This is a genomic window from Leptolyngbya sp. BC1307 (assembly GCF_002286735.1).
Lineage (GTDB): Bacteria > Cyanobacteriota > Cyanobacteriia > Phormidesmidales > Phormidesmidaceae > Phormidesmis.
On record NZ_NRTA01000009.1, the window covers coordinates 59,873 to 80,039 of the forward strand.

The 20,167-nt window shown below is 53.7% G+C and carries 17 protein-coding genes and 1 other RNA gene; 14 read left to right on the plus strand and 4 right to left on the minus strand.

All coding sequences use genetic code 11. From position 1 onward, the window contains the following. The first annotated feature begins 125 nt into the window (after window positions 1-125). The 9 genes from CKL79_RS07520 to ftsY all read left to right on the plus strand — a co-directional run bounded on the left by CKL79_RS07520 (window position 126) and on the right by ftsY (window position 11,219). Window positions 126-719: a glyoxalase-like domain protein gene (locus CKL79_RS07520; RefSeq protein ID WP_121968967.1), complete on the plus strand. Its 594-nt coding sequence runs from the start codon at window positions 126-128 to the stop codon at window positions 717-719. Window positions 720-867: 148 nt separating this feature from the next. Next, entirely contained in the window at window positions 868-1,806 is a 939-nt protein-coding gene (gene lgt, locus CKL79_RS07525) for a prolipoprotein diacylglyceryl transferase (protein ID WP_121968968.1), read from the plus strand. Window positions 1,807-2,069: 263 nt separating this feature from the next. Beyond that, entirely contained in the window at window positions 2,070-3,026 is a 957-nt protein-coding gene (gene cobM, locus CKL79_RS07530) for a precorrin-4 C(11)-methyltransferase (protein ID WP_121968969.1), read from the plus strand. Beyond that, complete coding sequence (locus CKL79_RS07535; RefSeq protein WP_121968970.1) at window positions 3,023-3,535, plus strand: hypothetical protein; 513 nt, start codon at window positions 3,023-3,025, stop codon at window positions 3,533-3,535. The genes cobM and CKL79_RS07535 overlap by 4 nt, the downstream gene beginning before the upstream one ends. Before the next feature lie 191 nt (window positions 3,536-3,726). Continuing rightward, window positions 3,727-5,871 (plus strand): M3 family metallopeptidase, encoded by a 2,145-nt coding sequence (locus CKL79_RS07540; RefSeq protein ID WP_121968971.1) that lies wholly within the window; start codon window positions 3,727-3,729, stop codon window positions 5,869-5,871. A 131-nt stretch (window positions 5,872-6,002) separates the two neighbouring features. Further along, entirely contained in the window at window positions 6,003-7,409 is a 1,407-nt protein-coding gene (mgtE, locus tag CKL79_RS07545; protein ID WP_121968972.1) for a magnesium transporter, read from the plus strand. Between the two features lie 335 nt (window positions 7,410-7,744). Further along, window positions 7,745-8,491, plus strand: a complete 747-nt coding sequence (locus tag CKL79_RS07550) for a DUF502 domain-containing protein (protein ID WP_121968973.1) — start codon at window positions 7,745-7,747, stop codon at window positions 8,489-8,491. Then, a complete protein-coding gene (nusB, locus tag CKL79_RS07555) occupies window positions 8,488-9,351 on the plus strand; it encodes a transcription antitermination factor NusB (RefSeq protein ID WP_121968974.1) in 864 nt (287 codons plus the stop codon). The genes CKL79_RS07550 and nusB overlap by 4 nt, the downstream gene beginning before the upstream one ends. Before the next feature lie 113 nt (window positions 9,352-9,464). After that, a complete protein-coding gene (gene ftsY / locus CKL79_RS07560; protein ID WP_121968975.1) occupies window positions 9,465-11,219 on the plus strand; it encodes a signal recognition particle-docking protein FtsY in 1,755 nt (584 codons plus the stop codon). 104 nt (window positions 11,220-11,323) lie between these two features. On the opposite strand, the gene CKL79_RS07565 is transcribed toward ftsY, so the two are convergent. After that, complete coding sequence (locus CKL79_RS07565; RefSeq protein ID WP_121968976.1) at window positions 11,324-11,761, minus strand: hypothetical protein; 438 nt, start codon at window positions 11,759-11,761, stop codon at window positions 11,324-11,326. 291 nt (window positions 11,762-12,052) lie between these two features. Here CKL79_RS07565 and ssrA point away from each other — a divergent pair. Next, window positions 12,053-12,446, plus strand: a transfer-messenger RNA (tmRNA) gene (gene ssrA / locus CKL79_RS07570). Between the two features lie 222 nt (window positions 12,447-12,668). On the opposite strand, the gene mraY is transcribed toward ssrA, so the two are convergent. Continuing rightward, window positions 12,669-13,763: a phospho-N-acetylmuramoyl-pentapeptide-transferase gene (gene mraY, locus CKL79_RS07575; protein WP_121968977.1), complete on the minus strand. Its 1,095-nt coding sequence runs from the start codon at window positions 13,761-13,763 to the stop codon at window positions 12,669-12,671. Between the two features lie 465 nt (window positions 13,764-14,228). Then, a complete protein-coding gene (locus CKL79_RS07580) occupies window positions 14,229-14,489 on the minus strand; it encodes a DUF3134 domain-containing protein (protein WP_121968978.1) in 261 nt (86 codons plus the stop codon). A 326-nt stretch (window positions 14,490-14,815) separates the two neighbouring features. Between CKL79_RS07580 and CKL79_RS07590 the strand changes: the two genes are divergently transcribed. The 3 genes from CKL79_RS07590 to CKL79_RS07600 all read left to right on the plus strand — a co-directional run bounded on the left by CKL79_RS07590 (window position 14,816) and on the right by CKL79_RS07600 (window position 18,532). Next, the gene (locus tag CKL79_RS07590; RefSeq protein WP_121968980.1) at window positions 14,816-15,481 is read left to right on the plus strand and encodes a PAP/fibrillin family protein; all 666 of its coding nucleotides are present in this window, start codon (window positions 14,816-14,818) and stop codon (window positions 15,479-15,481) included. Between the two features lie 78 nt (window positions 15,482-15,559). Beyond that, window positions 15,560-16,387, plus strand: coding sequence for a PD-(D/E)XK nuclease family protein (locus tag CKL79_RS07595; RefSeq protein WP_121968981.1), 828 nt, complete (start codon window positions 15,560-15,562; stop codon window positions 16,385-16,387). A gap of 195 nt (window positions 16,388-16,582) precedes the next feature. Then, window positions 16,583-18,532, plus strand: coding sequence for a sodium:proton antiporter (locus CKL79_RS07600; RefSeq protein ID WP_121968982.1), 1,950 nt, complete (start codon window positions 16,583-16,585; stop codon window positions 18,530-18,532). Between the two features lie 13 nt (window positions 18,533-18,545). Here CKL79_RS07600 and CKL79_RS07605 read toward each other — a convergent pair whose 3' ends face one another. Further along, complete coding sequence (locus tag CKL79_RS07605; protein WP_121968983.1) at window positions 18,546-19,241, minus strand: lipase; 696 nt, start codon at window positions 19,239-19,241, stop codon at window positions 18,546-18,548. An 85-nt stretch (window positions 19,242-19,326) separates the two neighbouring features. Between CKL79_RS07605 and CKL79_RS07610 the strand changes: the two genes are divergently transcribed. Beyond that, a complete protein-coding gene (locus CKL79_RS07610; RefSeq protein WP_121968984.1) occupies window positions 19,327-20,058 on the plus strand; it encodes a precorrin-2 C(20)-methyltransferase in 732 nt (243 codons plus the stop codon). Window positions 20,059-20,167 lie beyond the last annotated feature (109 nt).

Sequence of the window (20,167 nt, forward strand, 5' to 3'; positions counted from 1 at the left end):
CGACATACTCACAGGCATGTCGTTCTGTCAACGCACTTGGTAAACTAGGAGGCGAGCTGTTTGATTAGGCAAACCAAGCCTAGCTTTCCGCCCTCGTAGATATCACCCTTCACTGCTGCCTCACCATGATGACGAGTTTTTTCACCCAAATGCTAGCCGCCAGCATTTTTCAGGGGCTGCCTTTGGACGCGCTAGTGTCTACTCAAGGCATTATGGTGATGCTATTGGTTGCCTATGCCGGGGCAATGTGGGCGTTTTTGAGCAGTGCGCCCAAGGTGCATACGGTGATGGTGTCCGATCTAGATCTGGCGCGGCGCTTTTACGAGGGCGTGCTCAATCTATCGGCAGCAGAGGTGCCGCTGCACTACTACTACAACTATGAGCAAACCCTGGGGACGGCTGGCATGGACCCGATATTTGGCTCTCTCGGAACGATGGGGTCTGCTGGTTTGAGCGGTCCCGGTGGCGCTTACAGCAGCCCGGATGGTTTGTGGTATCAGCTCAAGAAAAATACCCAGATGCATGTCATTGCTGGCGCTAGCTTGGGCAACCGCGACCGGCAGCGCCACGTGTGTTTTGATCACAGCTGCCTGGAATATTTGCTCATGCAGATCCAAACTAGAGGCATTCGTCATAAGCTGAGGCGCGATCGCCCCCTGAACTTCTTGGTCAAAGACTTTGAAGGTGAAGTGATTGAGATGGCCGAAGTCGAAAACTAAAACCCTTACAGACACGCTAATGAATCAGTCTGTAATCAGTCTGCTAAGCGGGTTAGGCCATAAACGACTGATCTCGACTGATTTAAATAGATAGCATCTAGGTAAATCTCCCTATCGGTGCTGACTCAAATAGCGGATAATTTCGAGCATGAACATTTTGACAGCAGGTACGCCAGCCATCGGCGTCTTTCGATCTCCGGGGCCAGAAATTGTCAGCATCGGCCCTCTGACCCTGCGCTGGTACGGCCTGCTGATCGCCTCGGCGGTGCTAATTGGCGTAGCGCTCTCTCAATACATTGCCAAAAAGCGCGGTGTCGACCCTGAAAAAGTAGGCGACCTGGTCATTTGGCTGGTGGTGGCCGCTATTCCCTGTGCCCGCCTGTACTACGTACTGTTTGAGTGGCAAAACTATGTAGGGCGACCCGCTGATATCTTTGCTATTTGGAAAGGCGGGATTGCCATCCATGGCGCAGTCTTAGGAGGCACCCTGGCCACCTGGCTATTCGCCCGATTTAACCGGCTCTCCTTCTGGCAAATGGCCGACATCATTGCGCCATCGCTGATTTTGGGGCAGGCGATTGGCCGCTGGGGCAACTTTTTTAACTCCGAAGCCTTTGGTGACCCGACCAATCTGCCCTGGAAGTTGTTTATTCCGCTGGCTAATCGACCTGCTATCTATCGAGAGTTTGAGTATTTTCACCCGACCTTTTTGTATGAGTCGCTGTGGAATCTAGGCGTTTTTGCGCTGCTGATGGGTCTGTTCTTTTGGGGGCTTAAGCGACCGGGTCGGCTGCGAGTAGGGACCTTGTTTTTGGTCTATATGATTGCCTATGGGGCAGGCCGGGTGTGGATCGAAGGACTGCGCACCGATAGCCTGATGATTGGCCCCTTGCGCATTGCTCAGATCATCAGTCTGGGCGGTATCACACTGGGCGGGCTGGGGTTGATCTGGACCTACGGCCTGGGCAAGCGGTTGCCAGATACACGGGCAGAGAATAAGTCTTTGAGGCAGACAGAGCAACTTGGGCCGGGCGGATCCGGTCAGCAGCCCAATCGCGATACCAAAAAAGAGGACGGTGACTATTAGAAACGCGCTTACAAAGATAAAAAAAGCCCCGAGGACCTTGCGACCTCGGGGCTTGGAATCAGGGTGCATCTACATACCAAGATGCAGCATTTTTGCGACCTATTGGCAGATTCACTGGCCCCTTTATTCACTCTTCAAAAAGCAACCAGTGATAATAGTGAATTGATGAATATTAAAGTCTCATATCAATTTTGTTTGATCATTTTAGCGGCCTATTAATCCATCCTTAGCCTCTTCTTAGACCCCATTCTATTAAAGCCTTTATGAATTCCAGTAAATCCCCCGATGCTATCTCTTCCGAGCTTTCTGCAACTTTTTCTGCGAGGCTTTCCCCAGCGGTATACATTGTCGGTGCTGGCCCTGGGGATCCTGACTTATTAACAGTAAAGGCGCTGAAATTGATTCAGCAAGCAGATGTTTTGATCTACGCCAATTCGCTGATCCCTAAACAGATTCTTTCTGCTATGAGGGCAGACTCAGAAAAGATAGCGACGGCAAACATGACTTTAGAAGAGATTGTGCCGCTGATGGTTGATCGAGTGCGATCTGGGCAGTCGGTGGTGCGCTTACAGTCAGGCGACCCTAGTTTGTATAGCGCTATTCATGAGCAGATGCGGCAACTGAGTGAAGCCGCCGTGCCGTTTGAGGTGGTGCCGGGTATCAGTGCTTTTCAGGCTGCTGCTGCCAAGCTTCAGGTGGAGCTGACAATCCCGGGGCTGGTGCAGAGCATTATCTTGACGCGCATCAGTGGCCGCACTCAGGTGCCCCCAGCTGAAGAATTGGCCGGTCTCGCAGCACATCAGGCGAGCCTGTGCCTTTACCTGAGTGCCCGCCACGTGGAGGAATCTCAGACCCAACTGCTTGCTCACTATCCGCCGGAGACGCCGGTCGCTATCTGCTTTCGGGTAGGGTGGCCCGATGAACAAATTTTGGTAGTACCGCTCGCCCAAATGGCGCAAACTAGCGAGGCTGAGAACCTGGTGCGGACTACGCTATACATCATCTCACCGGCATTGGCTGCAGACGGCGGGCGATCGCGCCTCTATAACCCCGCCCACACCCACCTATTTAGGCCGAAAGGCGCAACTGCAAATTCTTTAGAATCGTTACCGGCAGCAGCTACGCCGGGCGATGCGCAGGATACTGCAAAGACGATACCCTCAACAGCGGGGCAAACGACCAGTCAACTTAAGCAAGAACGGGAGCAGGCCAGAAGATGAACTATTTAGTGGCTGTATTGGGCGATCGCATTCAAGCAGAAGAAGTATACTCCGCGCTAGAAGCCGCTAACCTGACAATGGATAAGGTGTCTATATTAGGCAGGGGCTTCAAATCCGCCGACGAATATGGCCTGATTGACCCTAACGAAGAAGCCTGGAAGCAAATCAAAAGACTGGTCTTTTGGACGATTCCGTTTGGCTTTGTTGGCGGCTTCGCTTTTAACTTCATTACCGAACTCAACACCTTTCCCTGGGCCGGAACTGTGGGGAACCAGATTATTGGGGGGCTGTTAGGGGCCGGGGCCGGTGCGATGGGCGGTTTCTTTATCGGCGGTGGCGTAGGTGTGGGTATTGGCAGCGGCGATGCGGTTCCCTATCGCAACCGGCTGAATGACGGCAAATATCTCATTGTTGTCAAAGGGTCAGAAGCCATAATTTCTCAAGCTACCCGAATCATCCGACCGTTTCGCCCCGAAAATATTCAGGGCTATACCGAGCCTCTCTCTTGAGCTATCGCTTGATCCGAATGAATTTTTAGGGCTATGCCAGCCAGGGAGACCCCTGTTGAGCAGCCGAGTCTAACTGTTTGAAGCTATGATAAATGTCTAACTCATAGTCATTGTGAGTTAGGTGCCAAGCTTGATGTCCGTCAATTGGGCAAGCCGCTTTTCTCTTCACTTTCGCCCCCACAGGTTTATCTATGAGCGCCATTTCTTCACCTGCTAAAGCCACCCCGATTAGCAATCCTCTACTCATAGGTGACGGCCTGCCGCCCTTTGGCGAGATTGAAGCTACGCATGTGGTTCCTGGTATTGAGCAACTGCTTAAAGAGCTGTCTCAGGCACTGGCACGGCTAGAAGAAACCCTGGCAGACAAGCTTCAATCCACAACCCCAATCACCTGGGAAGACACGGTGACGCCGCTGACGGCTATTACTGAGCGGCTGAGCTGGAGCTGGGGCATTGTTGGCCATTTGATGGGGGTAAAAAACAGCGCTGAGCTGCGATCTGCCTATGAGCGCGTTCAGCCACAGCTAGTTCAGTTTTCTAACCAGGTTGGGCAGAGTCAAACCGTTTATCAGGCGCTAAAGCAGCTACGCTCAGGCGCTGACTGGTCTCATTTAGCGTCCGCTCAGCAGCGAATTGTCGAAGCGGCGCTGCGAGACGCCGAGCTTTCGGGTGTGGGCCTCTCTGGTGAGCCAAAAGAAAAGTTCAATCAGATTCAGCAGTCTTTAGCAGAGCTGTCTACCCAGTTTTCTAACCATGTGTTAGATGCGACCAAAGCCTTTAGCCTGATGCTGACACAGCCGGAAGAGATTGCCGGACTGCCGCCGAGTTTGCTCAGCCTGACGGCCCAATCCGCTCGCGATGCGGGTGAACCCAACGCCACGGCTGAGGCTGGCCCCTGGCGAATCACGCTAGACATGCCGAGCTACGTGCCTTTTTTGCGCCACAGTCAGCGACGCGACCTCAGAGAGCAGCTCTACCGCGCTTCTATTACCCGCGCTTCGAGCGGAGACCTCGACAATACGCCGCTGATCGAAAAGATTTTAGATTTGCGACAGCAGCAGGCAGTGCTGTTGGGGTTTGAAAACTATGCTGAGCTGAGCCTAGCTCGCAAGATGGCCCCTTCCGTGGCAGCAGTTGAAGCGCTGATGGAAGAACTGCGCTCGGCCAGCTACGACGCGGCGGTAAGCGAATTGGAGGAGATCAAAGCCTTTGCCCAGGCGCAGGCCGCTTCAGAAGCGTCAGAAGAGACAGAGATTAAGCAGTGGGATCTGCCCTTCTGGACAGAGCGGATGCGAGAGACTCAGTTTGACCTGAACGACGAGGCGCTGCGGCCTTATTTTCCGCTGCCTCGGGTGTTAGAAGGACTGTTCGATTTGGCAGAGCGGCTGTTTGGTGTGAGCATCTCCGCAGCAGATGGTCAGGCTCCGGTTTGGCATGCGGACGTGCGCTACTTTCAGGTGGCCGATGCTGGCGGTGGTCGGGCGATCGCTCACTTTTACCTCGATCCCTACAGCCGCCCGGCAGAAAAACGCGGCGGTGCCTGGATGGATGAATGCATCGTCCGCGCCCGAGATGCTGATTCGGTGCGTCTGCCCGTAGCCTATCTGGTGTGTAATCAGTCGCCCCCGGTGGACGGCAAGCCCAGCCTGATGACCTTCCGTGAGGTAGAAACACTCTTTCACGAATTTGGCCACGGCTTGCAGCACATGCTCACCCAGGTAGACTACGCTGGCGCGGCTGGCATTAACAACGTGGAATGGGATGCGGTGGAATTGCCCAGTCAGTTTATGGAGAACTGGTGCTATGACCGTGACACCCTCTTTGGCATCGCCCGGCACTACGAAACTGGTGAGCCTTTGCCAGAAGCAGACTATCAAAAACTGCTGGCTGCCCGGCACTTTATGACTGGCAGTGCGATCTTGCGTCAGGTAAACTTTGGCTCGCTGGACATGGCGCTACATGCTCAATATCAGCCAGGGGGCAGTGAGTCGATTTGGGCGATACGCGATCGCATTGCAAAAACGACAGCGGTGATGGAGCCTTTGCCCGAAGACGCGACTCTGTGCAGCTTTGGCCATATTTTTTCAGGCGGCTACGCAGCGGGCTACTACAGCTACTTTTGGGCAGAGGTGCTCAGCGCCGATGCCTTCTCTGCCTTTGAAGAAGCTGGTCTTGACGACGAAGAAAAGGTAGCGGCTATCGGTCGCCGCTTTCGAGAGACTGTCCTTGCCCTCGGTGGGAGCCGCCATCCGATGATAGTCTTCAAAGCGTTTAGAGGGCGCGAGCCTAGTACGCAAGCCTTGCTACGCCACCGGGGGCTAGTCACAGCGGCTTGATCTTTAGCTGCGTCCTAAATGGGTAGGCGGTCTCGGGTCAGTTAGCCATCTGATGGCCAGTTAGCCGTTAAGATCGGTAAACTAGGCCGCTGCGCTAGTAGACTGTAAGCGTCGCATGGGGGGATCTAGCTTTGCCAAATAGCGAATCTACCGCTAAGTCTCAGACGGTCTCTCGTCATGAGCTGAGGGAGCTGGTGCGATCGCAGCTACAGGCCCTGCTAGAGCAAGAAAATCTGCGTGGGGCGAAGGCGCTATTGGTACCGGTGCAGCCCGCCGACATTGCTGAAGCGATTGAGGGACTGCCGGAGACCATGCAGGCGATCGCCTTCCGGCTGCTCTCTAAAAATGAAGCCATCGAAGTTTATGAAAACCTCGACTCTCCCGTTCAGCAAGCGCTAATTGAAGAATTTAAGCGGCAAGACCTGATCGACATTGTCGATAAAATGTCGCCAGATGACCGGGCGCGGCTGTTTGATGAACTACCGGCCAAAATCGTGCGGCGGCTGCTAGAGCAGCTCAGCCTCCAAGAGCGTCAGGCCACTGCCCTGCTGCTGGGCTACGAAGCGCAGACGGCAGGCCGGATCATGACGCCGGAGTACGTCTCACTTAAAGAAAACTGGACGGTCGCCAGAGCCCTAGAGCATATCCGCGCCCAGGCTGACCTGAGCGAAACGGTTTACTACCTGTTTGTCACCAACTTTGCCCGCCAGCTAACTGGCATTCTCTCGCTGCGGCAGCTTGTAGTAGGGCAAACTGAGCAGACCATTGGCGAAATCATGACCCGTGAGGTGGTCTCTGTACAAACCGGCGCAGATCAAGAAGAAGTGGCCCGAATCATCCAGCGCTACGACTTTTTAGCGGTGCCGGTCGTCGATACCGAAGATCGGCTGGTCGGCATTATCACCGTAGACGATGTGATCGATATTTTAGAAGCTGAAGCTACTGAAGATATCTATACGCTGGGCGGGGTACAGTCGGGCGGTGACAGCTACTTTCAGAGCAATCTGCTCGATGTTGCCCGCAAGCGGGTGGTCTGGCTCTCGGTACTGCTGATTACCAATACCGTCACCGCCGCTGTGATTACCAGTCAAAAAGACGTGTTAGAAAAGGTAGTAGCGCTGACGGCCTTTATTCCGCTGCTGATTGGCACTGGCGGCAATGTGGGAGCCCAGTCTTCAACGGTCGTTATTCGCGGGCTGAATACTGACGAGCTGAAGATCAAAAATGCCTTTCGGGTGATTCGGCGAGAGGCGATCGCTGGCGCATTCTTAGGCATGATGCTGGGCATTGTCGTGACCGTTTGGGCCTACTTTCTACAAGGGGGCTCACCCGCCGATCTGCCGGTAGCGATCACCGTCGGAATTTCTCTGGTCGGCATCTCAATTTTGGCCTCTAGCGCCGGGGCAGGGCTGCCTTTTTTGTTTCAGTCCTTCGGGTTAGATCCAGCGCTGATGTCAGCACCCTTTATCACTACGATTGTGGATGTACTGGGCGTTTTGATCTATCTCAACTTAGCCCGGCAGATTTTAAACATCTAAGTTTGGCTAGCTTCGGCTGAGCAGTGTGAAGGCGACAGACTGGATTTGTTAAACTTGATATAATCCCCGTAAAAGCAAGACAAAAGTTAGGGACTGTCACAAGGAGTGTAGAACCCGTCAATTGCCCAATCTAGCCCGTGAACTGCCCAACGGCTGGCAGGCTGACTGCGTTATAAATCGGCCCTTTATGGTCCTTTAATATAGCTGTCGCTAGAAGCGAGATCTGCCGCTAGACTGCCGGTAATCCGAAGCCAGGCATACGCGCTTTAGCACAAAGAAATTGTTTAAAATAGACGTTAATCTTAGCCAGTGTCTGTACTGGCAAATGGGAGCCTGTGCTGCAAAAATTTAAGCAAGATCTCAAAAACGACTTGATCGCCGGGCTGGTGGTCATCATTCCGCTAGCAACGACTATTTGGCTAACGCTGAATGTGGCCAACTGGGTAATTCGGTTTCTCACCAAGTTTCCGAAGCAGCTCAACCCCTTTACCGGGTTGAATCCCTTTTTAGTGGCGCTAATCAATCTGGGCATCGGCTTTGCCGTGCCGCTGCTGTCGATTCTGCTGATCGGTTTAATGGCTCGCAACATTGCCGGGCGCTGGCTGCTAGATGTGGGTGAGCGCATCGTCCAGTCGATTCCGCTGGCTGGCTCGGTCTACAAGACGATTCAGCAGCTTTTACAGACTGTTTTTCAAGATTCTAAAACCCGGTTTCGGCGCGTGGTACTGATCGAATATCCTCGGCGCGGGCTGTGGGCGATCGCCTTTGTCACAGGCGCAGCGGTCACCGGTTCCTCTAACAAAATGCTCAGCGTCTTCATTCCTACTACGCCCAACCCAACTAGCGGCTGGTATTCCATCGTTTCTGAAGACGACATTCTCAATCTTTCTATCTCTATTGAAGAAGCCTTTAAGGTGCTGCTGTCTGGCGGTATTGTCGGCCCTAATCTAGCGGTCGAAATTCCTATGCACAGGGCGGGTAGCGGCTCACTCAAGGCAGGTCAGCCCGGCGAAGAGACCTATACGCCTTCGGAACTGCCAGCTGATAAGATGGCTGAACCCCACGCTGACGGTATTGCATGAAGGCGCGTTCTATTGCCCGCGAATTGGCTCTTTTGGGCGCTAGCCAGCTCACCGATAGTCTGGATACAAAGACTGCTGCTGAGCGCGAGCCGCTCTCGAATAAACAGCTAGACGCGCTGCTGCTAAAGGCGCTAACGGCTCTGAGTGCCGATGCGCAAGAATCGATAGAAACCGCTGAGGGCGAACTGCAGCGCGGCGAGCGGCTGATATTAGAAAGTGAAACCCGCACAATTGAAACCGATAAGGTGCGATCGCGCATTCAGCTTACTGTGCCGCTCATAGAGACCGCCATCAACCGGGTAGGCAGTAATCTAGAGCTGCTAGTATTCGCCCGACAAGGCGGGAAAAGATCGGTCATGGCCGCGCAAAATGCCTTAGAATCTGCCGCTAGCCTGTTAGAAAAGGGCGATCAGCTGCTGCTCGACAATGAGCGCCGGGCGGCTGATATTAGCGAGGCTCGTCAGCAGATTCAGCAGGCGATCGCCGCTGTCAAAACAGCCATTGCCGAATTGAAACAGTCTCTAGAGCCCGCTACCTTCGCCAAATTTATCAGCCAGACAGACATCCGGGGCTATGCGGGCGATTTGCTGTATAGCTGGACCCGCTACTGGCAAGCAGTCGATGTCCGCCTAGATGAAGCCATGGAAAAATGGAACATCCGCCGGCTCGCCCGAGTAGACCGCGATATTTTACGGCTGGCGATGATCGAAATTATGCATCTGAGCGTACCCAAGCGGGTTGCAATTGACGAAGCGATTGAAATGGCTAAGCGCTACAGCGACGAAGAGGGCTATCGCTTTATCAACGGGGTTTTACGCCGCGCGACTGATAAGCTAGAGTCGACCAGCGCCGAAAACTAACTCGCTCAGATCTAGCCATTCGCCGTTAGTCACCTTAGTCGTCTGTAGAGTTATCAATAGCCACGCGCTAATCTTTATCAAGCAGTGAAGTCGAATCAAGTGAGTTTAGGGTAATGGCATTCAACTGGTTTAAGCGCAGCTATGAGGAGCCTGAAGAACCGGCCAAAGCATCCGAGCCCGAACAGGCCGAACAGACCGAACAGACCAAAGCTGCACCTGCTAGCTCGGAAGACTACCTGAACTGGGCCAAAGCTGCCTATCAAAACATCCAGGCCCGCCAGACTGAAGCGCCTGCTGAGATAGCCGATAGTGACGAAACGGTTGATAGTACTGATGCGGTTATTGATGCGGTGGTGGGCGATCGCTCATCAGAATCGCCAGCATCAGAGCCTGAGGAAGCAGTTGAAGATTTCCCAGCAGTCTCTTCAGAGGAGCTCACCCGCGAGATATCAGATGAAACGTCCGCACCCGAAGCGGCGCTAGAAACTTCAGAAGACAATGCCGATGTAGCACCAGAAACTATAGAACCAGAAACCGTAGAACCAGAAACTGTAGAAGCGTTACTCACAGAGACAGTATCTGACGATGCCGAAGCATCAGCCATCAGTCCTGAGGCAGCGTCTCCTACAGCAGCAGTTCCGCCGGTCGAAGCGGCAGCATCAGCGCCAGATACGGCCAGCGCCGATGGCAGCCCTGCAGAAACTGTCACAGATAGTCCTGCACCTGCCCAACCTTTCTGGGCTAAAGCGCAAGCAGAGCGAGAAGCGCGTCTAGAGCGCTTACAGGCCGAGGCCATTCTAGAGCCAGCGCCCGAACCAGAGCCAGCCGCTAGCCAGCCCGAATTTGAGCCGCTAGATATTGACCTGGACGAAGCCTTTCTCTGGTCGGCGGAAGTACTAGCAGCCCAAGGACGGCGAGCCGACCAAATTTCTCTCGAAGAAATCACTTGGCTCAACAAGCTACGTCAGGGGCTCGATAAAACCCGTCGGGGCTTAGTTAATCAACTCAAGGCAATTGTTGGACAGGGACCACTCAATGACGCAGCAGTTGACGAAATCGAAGCGCTCCTGCTCCAGGCAGATGTAGGCGTCAGCGCTACTGACTACATCATCAGCGCCCTGCAAACCCGACTCACAGAAGAAACACTACCGCCTGAGCAAGCCATTAGCTACCTGAAATCGCTGCTGCGTGACATGCTCGACGCGCCGCTTGCAGGCGGGCACAACCTCACCTTCACCCCCGAAAAAGACCGGCTTAGCATTTGGTTGATGACCGGCGTCAACGGCGCTGGCAAAACGACCACCATTGGCAAAATCGCCCACATTGCCACCAAGTCGGGCTTTAGCTGCCTGATTGGTGCAGCCGATACCTTCCGAGCTGCCGCTGTCGAGCAGGTGAAGGTATGGGGAGCCCGCAGCGGCGTAGAGGTGATCGCTAACCCCGGTCAAAACACCGACCCAGCGGCAGTTGTTTTTGATGCGATTAGCGCTGCGACCTCTCGCAATATAGAGTTGCTGCTGATTGACACAGCTGGCCGCCTGCAAAATAAGAAAAACCTGATGGACGAACTGTCTAAGGTTCGCCGAATCATCGATAAAAAAGCCCCAGACGCTAGCGTAGAGTCCCTGCTGGTACTCGATGCCACCCTTGGGCAAAACGGCTTGCGTCAAGCGCAGGTATTTTCTGAAGCCGCTCAGCTCAGCGGCGTGGTACTTACCAAGTTAGACGGTACTGCCCGAGGGGGCGTCGCCCTAGCAGTAGTACAGCAGTTAGGGCTACCTATCCGCTTTATCGGCGCGGGCGAAGGTATCGAAGATTTGCGGCCCTTTTCTAGCTACGAATTTGTTGAAGCGTTGCTAAGCGGCTAAAATTCCGGCTGCTTGTAGGCTTTGTCACTACACAGCCTGGTTGCACAGTCATAACCAAGCTAAAGCCAAATTTTATATCGCTCGAAGGGCCAATTCTGAGGAGCTTAATCTAAGTAGCCCATCAGTGTAAAGGGCTCTTCGTCAATATCGTTGCTAGCAATTGGGCGATGACCCGGCAGCGTATCGATATCGGAGATTTTCAGCCGACTGACGGCAACCGGGCGGTGGCCGGGCAGTGAATCAGTTGTCGCAATCTCAAACGAGTTGGACATAATCGGGCGGCGACCGGCTGATGAAAGAGAGTCAACTACATCGATATCGCTCAAAGTAATCGGGCGGTGGTTGGGCAATGAGTCCGATTCAAAAACGCGGGTGTGGTCGTGCAGCTCCAAGATTTCGTGTGTAGGTGCTTTGACCAGTCCACCTTTCGACCCGCTTTTGGAGCCACTTTTTGACTCTGTCGAAGCGGCACTCGCTGCTTTTTTCTGAGACTGAGCGGAGGTAGTGTCTTTTTCGGTGCCGTTTTCTGCGTTGCTGCTCATTTACATTAACCTTTTTGCTGTTAGCGGAACCCTGCCGGACCCAGCGTCTGAGGGGTGATTACTGACTACAGACGACTGGCTGGCTGATATGCTCGATAGCTCTCGGCTTCCAACCTAAGCTTCTCAGACAAGCGGTCGAAAGACTGAGTCAATCAAAGAATTTTCAATAACCTTAAGAAAATATTATAGGTGAAAACCTGTCTGATTCAGTTTACGAAAGGTAATGGCAGTGATAATCCAGACTACTGTGTACAGCAGCACAACCTGAGCGCTATAATAGAAATCGCACACGGGGCTGAAACGGTTTCGACGTTTTGACGAAAGTCGTGTTGTGATTCAGGTCGAGAGTGAGCCACCTCTCGTTAATCAAGACTCAAACTAAAGATAGATGCAAACAACATCGTACCTTTTGCTCGTAAGCGCGCTCTTGTAGCTGTCGCCTAACAACCTCTTATAGGTTCGAGCGTCTGAGCTGTGACTCCGTTAATCAGCCCGGACTAAACCCCCAACGGATGCGCCGACAAACTTTCTTTGATGGGTGCGTTGGCTAAGACTTTCATCAAAGCATCCTACTTCCGGGATAATGGAAGATTCCCGCCCTGAGGATTAGAGGGGCTATACCTGTGAACGAACGGCACGTGATTACTTAAAGCGGACACGGGTTCGACTCCCGTCAGCTCCATTAAAACTAACTGGGCCTAGCGCATTGCTAGGCCTTTTTGCTAGGAAAATTTGTTTGTGATGCTGATTCCCCGGCTGAATTATTGCAGAACCAGAGGGTGAAGCCTTTATGACGGTTCCCGGATGCACCCGTATGTCGCTATATAGGCAGTCAGACAAAAGGGAAGCGTACTGGGCTCCCCTCTATCGATCAAGCTTTTAGTGGCTCTTAAAGCTTCGCAGCTAGCTAGTGAATAGTGCTGATGGCAAATGTAACCAGTAGGACACTGACCGCATAAAACACGCCAACGACCTGAATTTCTGACCAGCCCGACAGCTCAAAATGGTGGTGTAGAGGAGCCATCTTGAAGAGACGTTTGCCTTTGCCGTCTGGGCCTTTGGTCGCTTTGTAATAACCTACCTGAAGAATCACAGAAAGCGTCTCGGCGAAGAATAATAGCGTGACTACCAGCAGGCCGAAGAGGTTGCCGCTAAGGATACCGGCTGCTGCAAGTGCGCCGCCCAAAGCCAAAGAACCCGTATCGCCCATGAAGACGTTAGCCGGATTGCGGTTGTGTACCAAAAAGCCCAAGCAGCCACCGCTGAGCGCTGCGCAAAAGACCATCAAATCGGGGTGGGTCGGTGCAATCAGTACGCCTAAGCCAAAGAGCGCGATCGCCCCAGCTCCGCCCATCAGCCCATCGACGCCATCGGTCAGGTTGGTTGCATTGCTCTCGGCTACCAAAACAAAGCCCGCTAACGGCCAAAAGAGGAAGCCCAACGGCAGCGTAAAGCCAAAGGGAATGGCCACTGACGTAATATCTGGCGATTGAGAAGCCATCACCCAAAGGCAAAAAGCGATCGCGCATCCCATTTGCAACATCAGCTTGAGCTTGGGGGAAATCCCTTTGTTAGAACGACGGCGGATCACCTGCCAATCATCTAGCCAGCCAATCGCCATGTAGGCCAGCGTCAGCAGACTTGCCGCCAGCACCGGAGAGGAAAACCCAGTCCAGACGAGGGCAACCAAAACCGCTGCGGGGATAAAGAAGATCCCGCCCATCGTTGGGGTACCTGCTTTTTTGAGATGGGCTCTAGGGCCATCTTCTCGCACAAACTGAGCAGCCTTAAGCTGATGCAACAGCGGTAGCACGCCGTAGCCCGCTAAAGCCGATAGCAGCGCCCCGACTAGCAGCGGCAGCGTCAGATTCACTCCCCAGCCAACACTACGCCCGGCTAGTATATCTAATCCAATGGCAGCGCTTAATAAACCAGCAGCCAATATTACTGAAAGCCTGGTTCCAGAGAGGCCCACAGACTTTGATGAAAACCTAGCATCCACGACATCATTCCTTCACTTCCACACACCTTTCCCATGTTTCACTGAGACCTATGCTACTAGGCAAACCGTCTGCCAACCCGGCAATCAGTCAGTGATTTCAGCGCTTCGGCAGGTTGGGAAGCCCAGCCGCACTGTATTCGATTTGCTCAACTCGGCATTTGCTAACCCCGATGTTCTCTTAGCAGGTTCAGCACTGGCGCTGAAACCCTGATGAAATCGACTCATCCGACGCCATCCTACGACAGCGGCGGAATATTTGATAGAGGATTTATCAAGAAAATTAGGTATTTTAGCGCTGCCTGCTCTGAAGCCTGCTAGCTATGCCTAAGACCGACTACAGAGAGACTACAGCTCAAGCGATCGCTTTTACGCTAAAAAAACAACTGATATAGCGCCTTGCCAGGTCACTTTTCAAACGTCCTCTAAAATAGCCCCTAAAATAAATAAAGGGCGACGGATAGGCACCTAGTCATCGTCATCGTCATCGTCGTCGTCATCCAACGACATATCGTCATCTTCGGCGTCATCATCTTTGTCTGCATTGCCCATGAGGTCGGCGAGTTCTTCGGGCTCGGGCTCATCGCCGACGCTGTCTATCGGTTCGCGAGGGATCATTCTGCCAGTGCCCTCTAACCAGCCTAAAATTGACGAATCCCGCTGTAGGGAGATAACGGCAGCAGGCTCACTGCGAGGGATTTGACGAACGGACGGATTGTAGTTGTTCATTTAAGTTTGGCTGAAAAAGGAACTCGGATTGAGGCTGCTAGCTGCCTGCTAGGTCTAGTCAGACGGACTGTCAGGGCGGATATACTACTTAATTTTATCCGTATACTTCTTAGTTTTAAGGTCAAGAAAAATACACTCGAAAACGCTAGGACAGTCAGCCGCTGCGAAATAGATTGGGAGATCTCCGGTAGCAATCTGACCATTGAGCTAGCAGAAGACCTTAATTTACATTACCACCGCATTACTTACCTCGAATAGTAGATAGTGTCAATCGCTGCCATATATTTCTTATGAAAGATCTCTTCTCGCTCGCCGCCGCCTAACTTATGCTAAACAAAACCGACTTGCGAAATGCGATCGCCCAGAAAAACCGGGGGCTATCGGCAACCGAAACCGACCGGCAGATGATCGCCAGTGCGATCGCCCAAGTTGAAGATCGCAATCCTACCCCAGATCCGCTCACAGCTCCTGAGCTTTTAGCTGGCGATTGGCGATTGCTCTACACGACCAGCCAGGATTTATTAGGCATCGACCGGCTGCCCTTCATTCAGCTTGGCAACGTCTATCAGTGCGTTCGGCCCGACCTATCGCGCATTTACAATATTGCTGAGATTAAGGGCTTGCCTTACTGCGAAGGGCTAGTGTCAGTGGCCGCTAACTTTGAGCCTGCGCCGTCAGACTACTCTACCCGAGAAGCGAATCAAGTACCGCTCTCAGAATCGCTCAGTCCTTCTGCGCCACCGCTGTCTAAACGGTGTGTCAATGTCAGGTTCAACCGAGCGGTATTAGGATTGCAGCGCCTGCTTGACTATCGATCTCCAGCTCAGTTTGTTGACCGGCTAAATGCCGCTGAAAAGATGAGTCCGCTCCAGGGCATCGATTTTTCTATCGATGCAGATCGTCAGCAGGGTTGGTTAGAAATTACCTATTTAGATCGCGACCTGCGGATTGGTCGAGGTAACCGAGGCAGCTTGTTTGTGCTGACAAAATAGGAGACGGCCTGAGTCGGCCCCCTCTCCGCAAATTGATCCGTTCACTACTCGTGCCCACTGTTTGCCCACTGCCTGCAGATGCTGCCTCTCTCCCAAAGCCACCTCACCTTGCTCGATGCCTGCCCGCGCAAATATCAATACGTTTTTTTTGACGCGCTCTCGGGGCCTTCTACCTATGAGCAGCAGACGACCGCTCAGTGGGGTAGCCAGTTTCATTTGCTCATGCAGCAGCGATCGCTCGATTTGCCCGTTGAGCTGCTCTCTCAGGCGAATGCGGAAATGGCTGCGAGCATGGCCGCATTGGCGAAGGCTGCGCCAGAGGTGTTTGAACATTTGCCAGCGTCTGGTGACCCTTCTGAAGCGCTGACCTTTAGCCAGAGTGAGCATCGCCGCACGCTGGCGTTTGGACGCTATCTGCTGACCGTGGTGTATGACTTGGTGGTGCTCTCTTCTCAGCAGGGCCAGATTTTTGACTGGAAAACTCACCAGCATCCGCCCCGTCAAAGCTGGCTGCAAAATGACTGGCAAACCCGGCTGTATCTATACGTGCTGTGTGAGACAACCGCGCTGAGCCCAGAGCAGCTCTCAATGACCTACTGGTTTGTCCGGTTGGGCGATGCCCCGCCGTCAGGTCAAGAACCTGGTTTTTACCGGTTTGGCTATAGCGCAGCGCAGCACCAGCAAACTCAGCGAGATTTGCAGCAGCTAACAGACCGACTGACAAGGATGCAGCAGCAGGCCGATTTTCCTAAAGTGGCGATTGAGAAAGGGCTGTGCGATCGCTGCCTGTTTAACGTGCGCTGCGATCGCGCTCCCGCCTCTGCGCCTTCACCATCTAGCCCGCAGCAACTGTTACAAGCAGCCAGCCAGCTTACCGCTGACAGCGTCGAAGAGATTCCGCTATAGTGAGTGCCTTAGTTAAAGTTAAGTGTCTGCTAGCCAGTGGGTAGCTAGTAAGACCCGCTACAGCTGATTGGGCCCTCAGCATTTTTCGCTTCGCTGTTCGTCCAAAACGCTATGCTGAATGACTCAGCTGGCTCGCTGACAATTTATTTCTGCCGGTTGCTACGCCGCCTTTGCTGCCGGTCACCTAATAACTCTATGGAAGCGCCTTTTGAAATTACCCTGCAAATTGTTCTGACTGTCCTAGCAGGAATTTCTGCTCAGGTCGTAGGGGCCTATCTGAAGCTGCCCAGCATCATTTTGCTGCTGATCTTCGGGATTGCCCTGGGTGCAGACGGGTTGGGCTGGATAGCGCCTCAGAGCTTGGGTGTAGGGCTAGAAGTAATTGTCTCGCTGTGCGTGGCGCTGATTTTATTTGAGGGTGGCCTCAACCTCGAACTCAAAGAGATTGGCAAAGTTTCGGGTAGTTTGCGCAATCTGATTACTATTGGCACGTTTATCACGCTAGTGGGTGGCGGCATGGCAGCGCACTGGCTGGGAGAGTTTCCCTGGTCGATTGCCTTTTTGTATGCCTCGCTAGTCGTCGTCACTGGCCCGACGGTCGTCACCCCTCTATTAAAGCAGGTAGGCGTAGAGCGTAAGGTGTCTACCCTGCTAGAAGGTGAAGGCGTTTTAATTGACCCGGTGGGGGCGATTTTAGCGGTCGTCGTGCTCGATATTATCCTCAACGGGGATGCTAACCCGGCTCTTATTCTGGGCGGGCTGCTAGCTCGGCTCGGCATCGGAGTTTTGATTGGCGGCGGCGGCGGTGCGGCGATCGCCCTATTTCTCAAACAAGCCGATTTTCTCTCAGAGGAGCTGCGCAACCTGGTGGTGTTGGCTGGCATCTGGGGGCTCTATGGCCTGGCGCAGAGCGTCCGGGGTGAATCGGGGCTGATGGCAGCGGTGGCCGCAGGCATTGTCGTGCGGGCTATTTCTATTCCGGAGGAGCGTTTGCTGCGGCGATTTAAGGGGCAGCTGACTATTTTTTCCGTGTCGGTGCTGTTTATTTTGCTAGCGGCCGATCTCTCTATTGCCAGTGTGTTTGAGCTAGGGCCAGGCTCGGTGATGACGGTGCTGGTACTGATGCTGGTGGTACGCCCATTAAACATCTGGGTCTGTACCTGGAACAGCGACCTCAACTGGCGGCAAAAGATGTTCATGAGCTGGATATCGCCTCGGGGGATTGTATCCGCTTCGGTGGCGTCTTTATTCGCGATTTTGCTAACCGAGCGGGGCATCAACGGGGGTGACTCGATTAAGGCGCTGGTATTTTTGACCATTATGCTGACAGTGTTTGCCCAAGGGCTGACCGCGCGGAGTCTGGCTCAGTTACTCAGCGTCACCTCTACGAGTGCGACTGGGGTAGTGATTGTTGGCTGCAATCCTCTGGGGCTGGCAATTGGTCGCTTGTTTAAGGACCGGGGCGAGTCGGTAGTGATGATCGACACTGACCAGGCAGCCTGTGAAAAAGCGGCGAGCGAAGGATTTGAGACATACGTTGGCTCGGCGATGAATGGGGAGATTTTAGAAGAGGCGGGTCTAAGCTCTATCGGCACGTTTTTAGCTATTACGAACAATGGCGAAGTCAATTCTGTCATTGCCGAGCGTGCCCAGGAAGAATTTCAGCCGCCACGGGTATTTGCGGTCATGCCGCGCATTGAAGTGGGTGAACCCGATGCCAAAGTTCGCGGCGATCTGCGCACGCCCCGGCTGCAGGTAAAGCAGTGGAATACGTTTATCACTGACGATGCGGTGCAAAAGGGCGTTTACGACTTTACGGCAGAGGCGATCGCTGCCCAGCGTGACCAGGTCAACAAACTCATCCGCGAAGGCGATATGGTGCCCTTAGTTACCGAGCAAAACGAAAAGTTAGAAGTTGCCCTTGGTGAAACGACCTGGCCGGTCAACAGCAAGCTGATCTACCTGCTGCATGACCCCACCCCGCAGTTGATCAAGCGTTTGTCAGGGGCACGCAAGCCTTCCAGACAGATTGTGAAACCGACTAAAGAAGAGCCCAAAGCCGCGCAGCCTGAGGTCAAACCAGCAGTTGAGACCGGCACGTCACCGGCACCGATGCCAGAAGCGCTGCCTGAGCCAGGCCAGTAGCGCCAGGCTGTGGTTAAGCTAACCACGAACTCCACTTCTCTACCACAGCTTTAGACCCGTACCAGAGCCGATCAGGTCGCGGCGAGTGAAAAACCTGATCGAGTACCAGAGGCGTCGCCCCGTTTAGCTGAGCGGCTGAGACGGGCACAATGCCATCGCCCCAGACAAATCCATCGCCCCCGGTGATCTTGTAGCTGTTAAAGGTAAACCAGTCAGCCTTGTTGCCCTCAATGGCCTTGCCAGCTACGCATACGTAGCTGACATCGTCATAGAATGCCCCTGGATAAGTCTGATTGACAAAGTCTAAGTTTTTGCGAGTCCAGCGCTCCTGGCTGGTGTGAGGCGTGCCGAGTGTGACCAGGGTGCTGACGTGAGTTCTCGCAGGTCGGGGGAGGGTGCGCTGGCGATCGCTCAGATGAACGTCATAAGGCACTTCGCCCAGGTAGATCCGCGCTATCCACCCGCCGGCCGAATGACCCACCAAATTAATGCTGTTGCAGCCGTGGTCTACCATGGCCCGCTGAGCGGTCGCATCTAGGGCCTGAATGATGCCGGTGACCGAGCGCCCACCGATGGTTGGTAGCCAATCGCGGCGGCGTAGCGGCACAGTTACCGCTGGGAACCCCTGTGCGGCTAAGGCGTTGACCATCTCCTGGTAAGGCAGTGCACTGGCGAGATATCCCGGTAAGATTACCGTGGGTAGGGGCATAGAGTAAGCGGCAAAAACTTGGGTTGAGGTGAATAGAGCGCGCTGAGCAATAATATTTGTTTACTATCTTAGCCGACTCAAAGTTTTGCAAAAACAATCGTTCCAGCAACCGGACAACCCAACAGGCACGCTCTACGGAATTGGCGTCGGCCCTGGCGATCCGGAGCTGATTACCGTTAAAGCGCTGAGACATTTGCAAGCAGCGCCAGTCGTTGCTTTTCCCTCGGGGATCAAAGGGCAGCCTGGCGTCGCTGAGCAGATAGTCGCGCCCTGGCTCTCGGCTGACCAGCAGCGGTTGCCCCTAGCCTTTCCCTATGTGCTAGACGCGCAGCAGCTAGAAGCAGCCTGGCAGAGAGCCGCTGAGAGCGTATGGCCCTATCTGCAAACCGGCGACGTTGTGTTTGCCTGCGAAGGAGATATCAGTTTCTACAGCACGTTTAGCTATCTGGCTCAAAGCCTACAGCAGCAGCAGCCGACCGCTAAAATAGAAGCGATCGCAGGCGTCTCTTCACCCATGGCCGCAGCGGCGGCTTTAGGCATTCCCCTCACCTGTCAGTCTGAGCGTCTGGTCGTCTTACCGGCTCTCTACACCGTCAATGAGCTTGCTGCCGCGCTAGATTGGGCAGAGGTTGTGGTGCTGATGAAAGTAGGCAGCGTCTATGCAGAGGTCTGGCAGATTTTGGCACAGCATCAGCGTCTGGAGCGGAGCTATGTCGTTGAAAATGCGACCAGAGCCAACCAAAAAATCTACGCCGGATTGCAGGATCATCCCCATTTGCAGCTACCCTATTTCTCCTTACTGATCGTCCAGAGCTAATAGCCACAGTTCTAATAAGTTCAGTTTGTATATGAGCGCCTTGTCCGCCTCAATCACTGGACGACTTAAAATTGTCATACAGCATGACCAGCAGTACCTGATCGATGGC

What these genes read in the sequence shown, in the direction of transcription:
- CKL79_RS07535 (WP_121968970.1), top strand. Translation starts at nt 3,023, where the DNA reads ATGAACTATTTAGTGGCTGTATTGGGCGATCGCATTCAAGCAGAAGAA.
- CKL79_RS07520 (WP_121968967.1), top strand. Translation starts at nt 126, where the DNA reads ATGATGACGAGTTTTTTCACCCAAATGCTAGCCGCCAGCATTTTTCAG.
- CKL79_RS07595 (WP_121968981.1), top strand. Translation starts at nt 15,560, where the DNA reads ATGCTGCCTCTCTCCCAAAGCCACCTCACCTTGCTCGATGCCTGCCCG.
- CKL79_RS07600 (WP_121968982.1), top strand. Translation starts at nt 16,583, where the DNA reads ATGGAAGCGCCTTTTGAAATTACCCTGCAAATTGTTCTGACTGTCCTA.
- CKL79_RS07590 (WP_121968980.1), top strand. Translation starts at nt 14,816, where the DNA reads ATGCTAAACAAAACCGACTTGCGAAATGCGATCGCCCAGAAAAACCGG.
- cobM (WP_121968969.1), top strand. Translation starts at nt 2,070, where the DNA reads ATGAATTCCAGTAAATCCCCCGATGCTATCTCTTCCGAGCTTTCTGCA.
- ftsY (WP_121968975.1), top strand. Translation starts at nt 9,465, where the DNA reads ATGGCATTCAACTGGTTTAAGCGCAGCTATGAGGAGCCTGAAGAACCG.
- CKL79_RS07565 (WP_121968976.1), bottom strand. Translation starts at nt 11,761, where the DNA reads ATGAGCAGCAACGCAGAAAACGGCACCGAAAAAGACACTACCTCCGCT.
- lgt (WP_121968968.1), top strand. Translation starts at nt 868, where the DNA reads ATGAACATTTTGACAGCAGGTACGCCAGCCATCGGCGTCTTTCGATCT.
- nusB (WP_121968974.1), top strand. Translation starts at nt 8,488, where the DNA reads ATGAAGGCGCGTTCTATTGCCCGCGAATTGGCTCTTTTGGGCGCTAGC.
- CKL79_RS07605 (WP_121968983.1), bottom strand. Translation starts at nt 19,241, where the DNA reads ATGCCCCTACCCACGGTAATCTTACCGGGATATCTCGCCAGTGCACTG.
- CKL79_RS07540 (WP_121968971.1), top strand. Translation starts at nt 3,727, where the DNA reads ATGAGCGCCATTTCTTCACCTGCTAAAGCCACCCCGATTAGCAATCCT.
- CKL79_RS07580 (WP_121968978.1), bottom strand. Translation starts at nt 14,489, where the DNA reads ATGAACAACTACAATCCGTCCGTTCGTCAAATCCCTCGCAGTGAGCCT.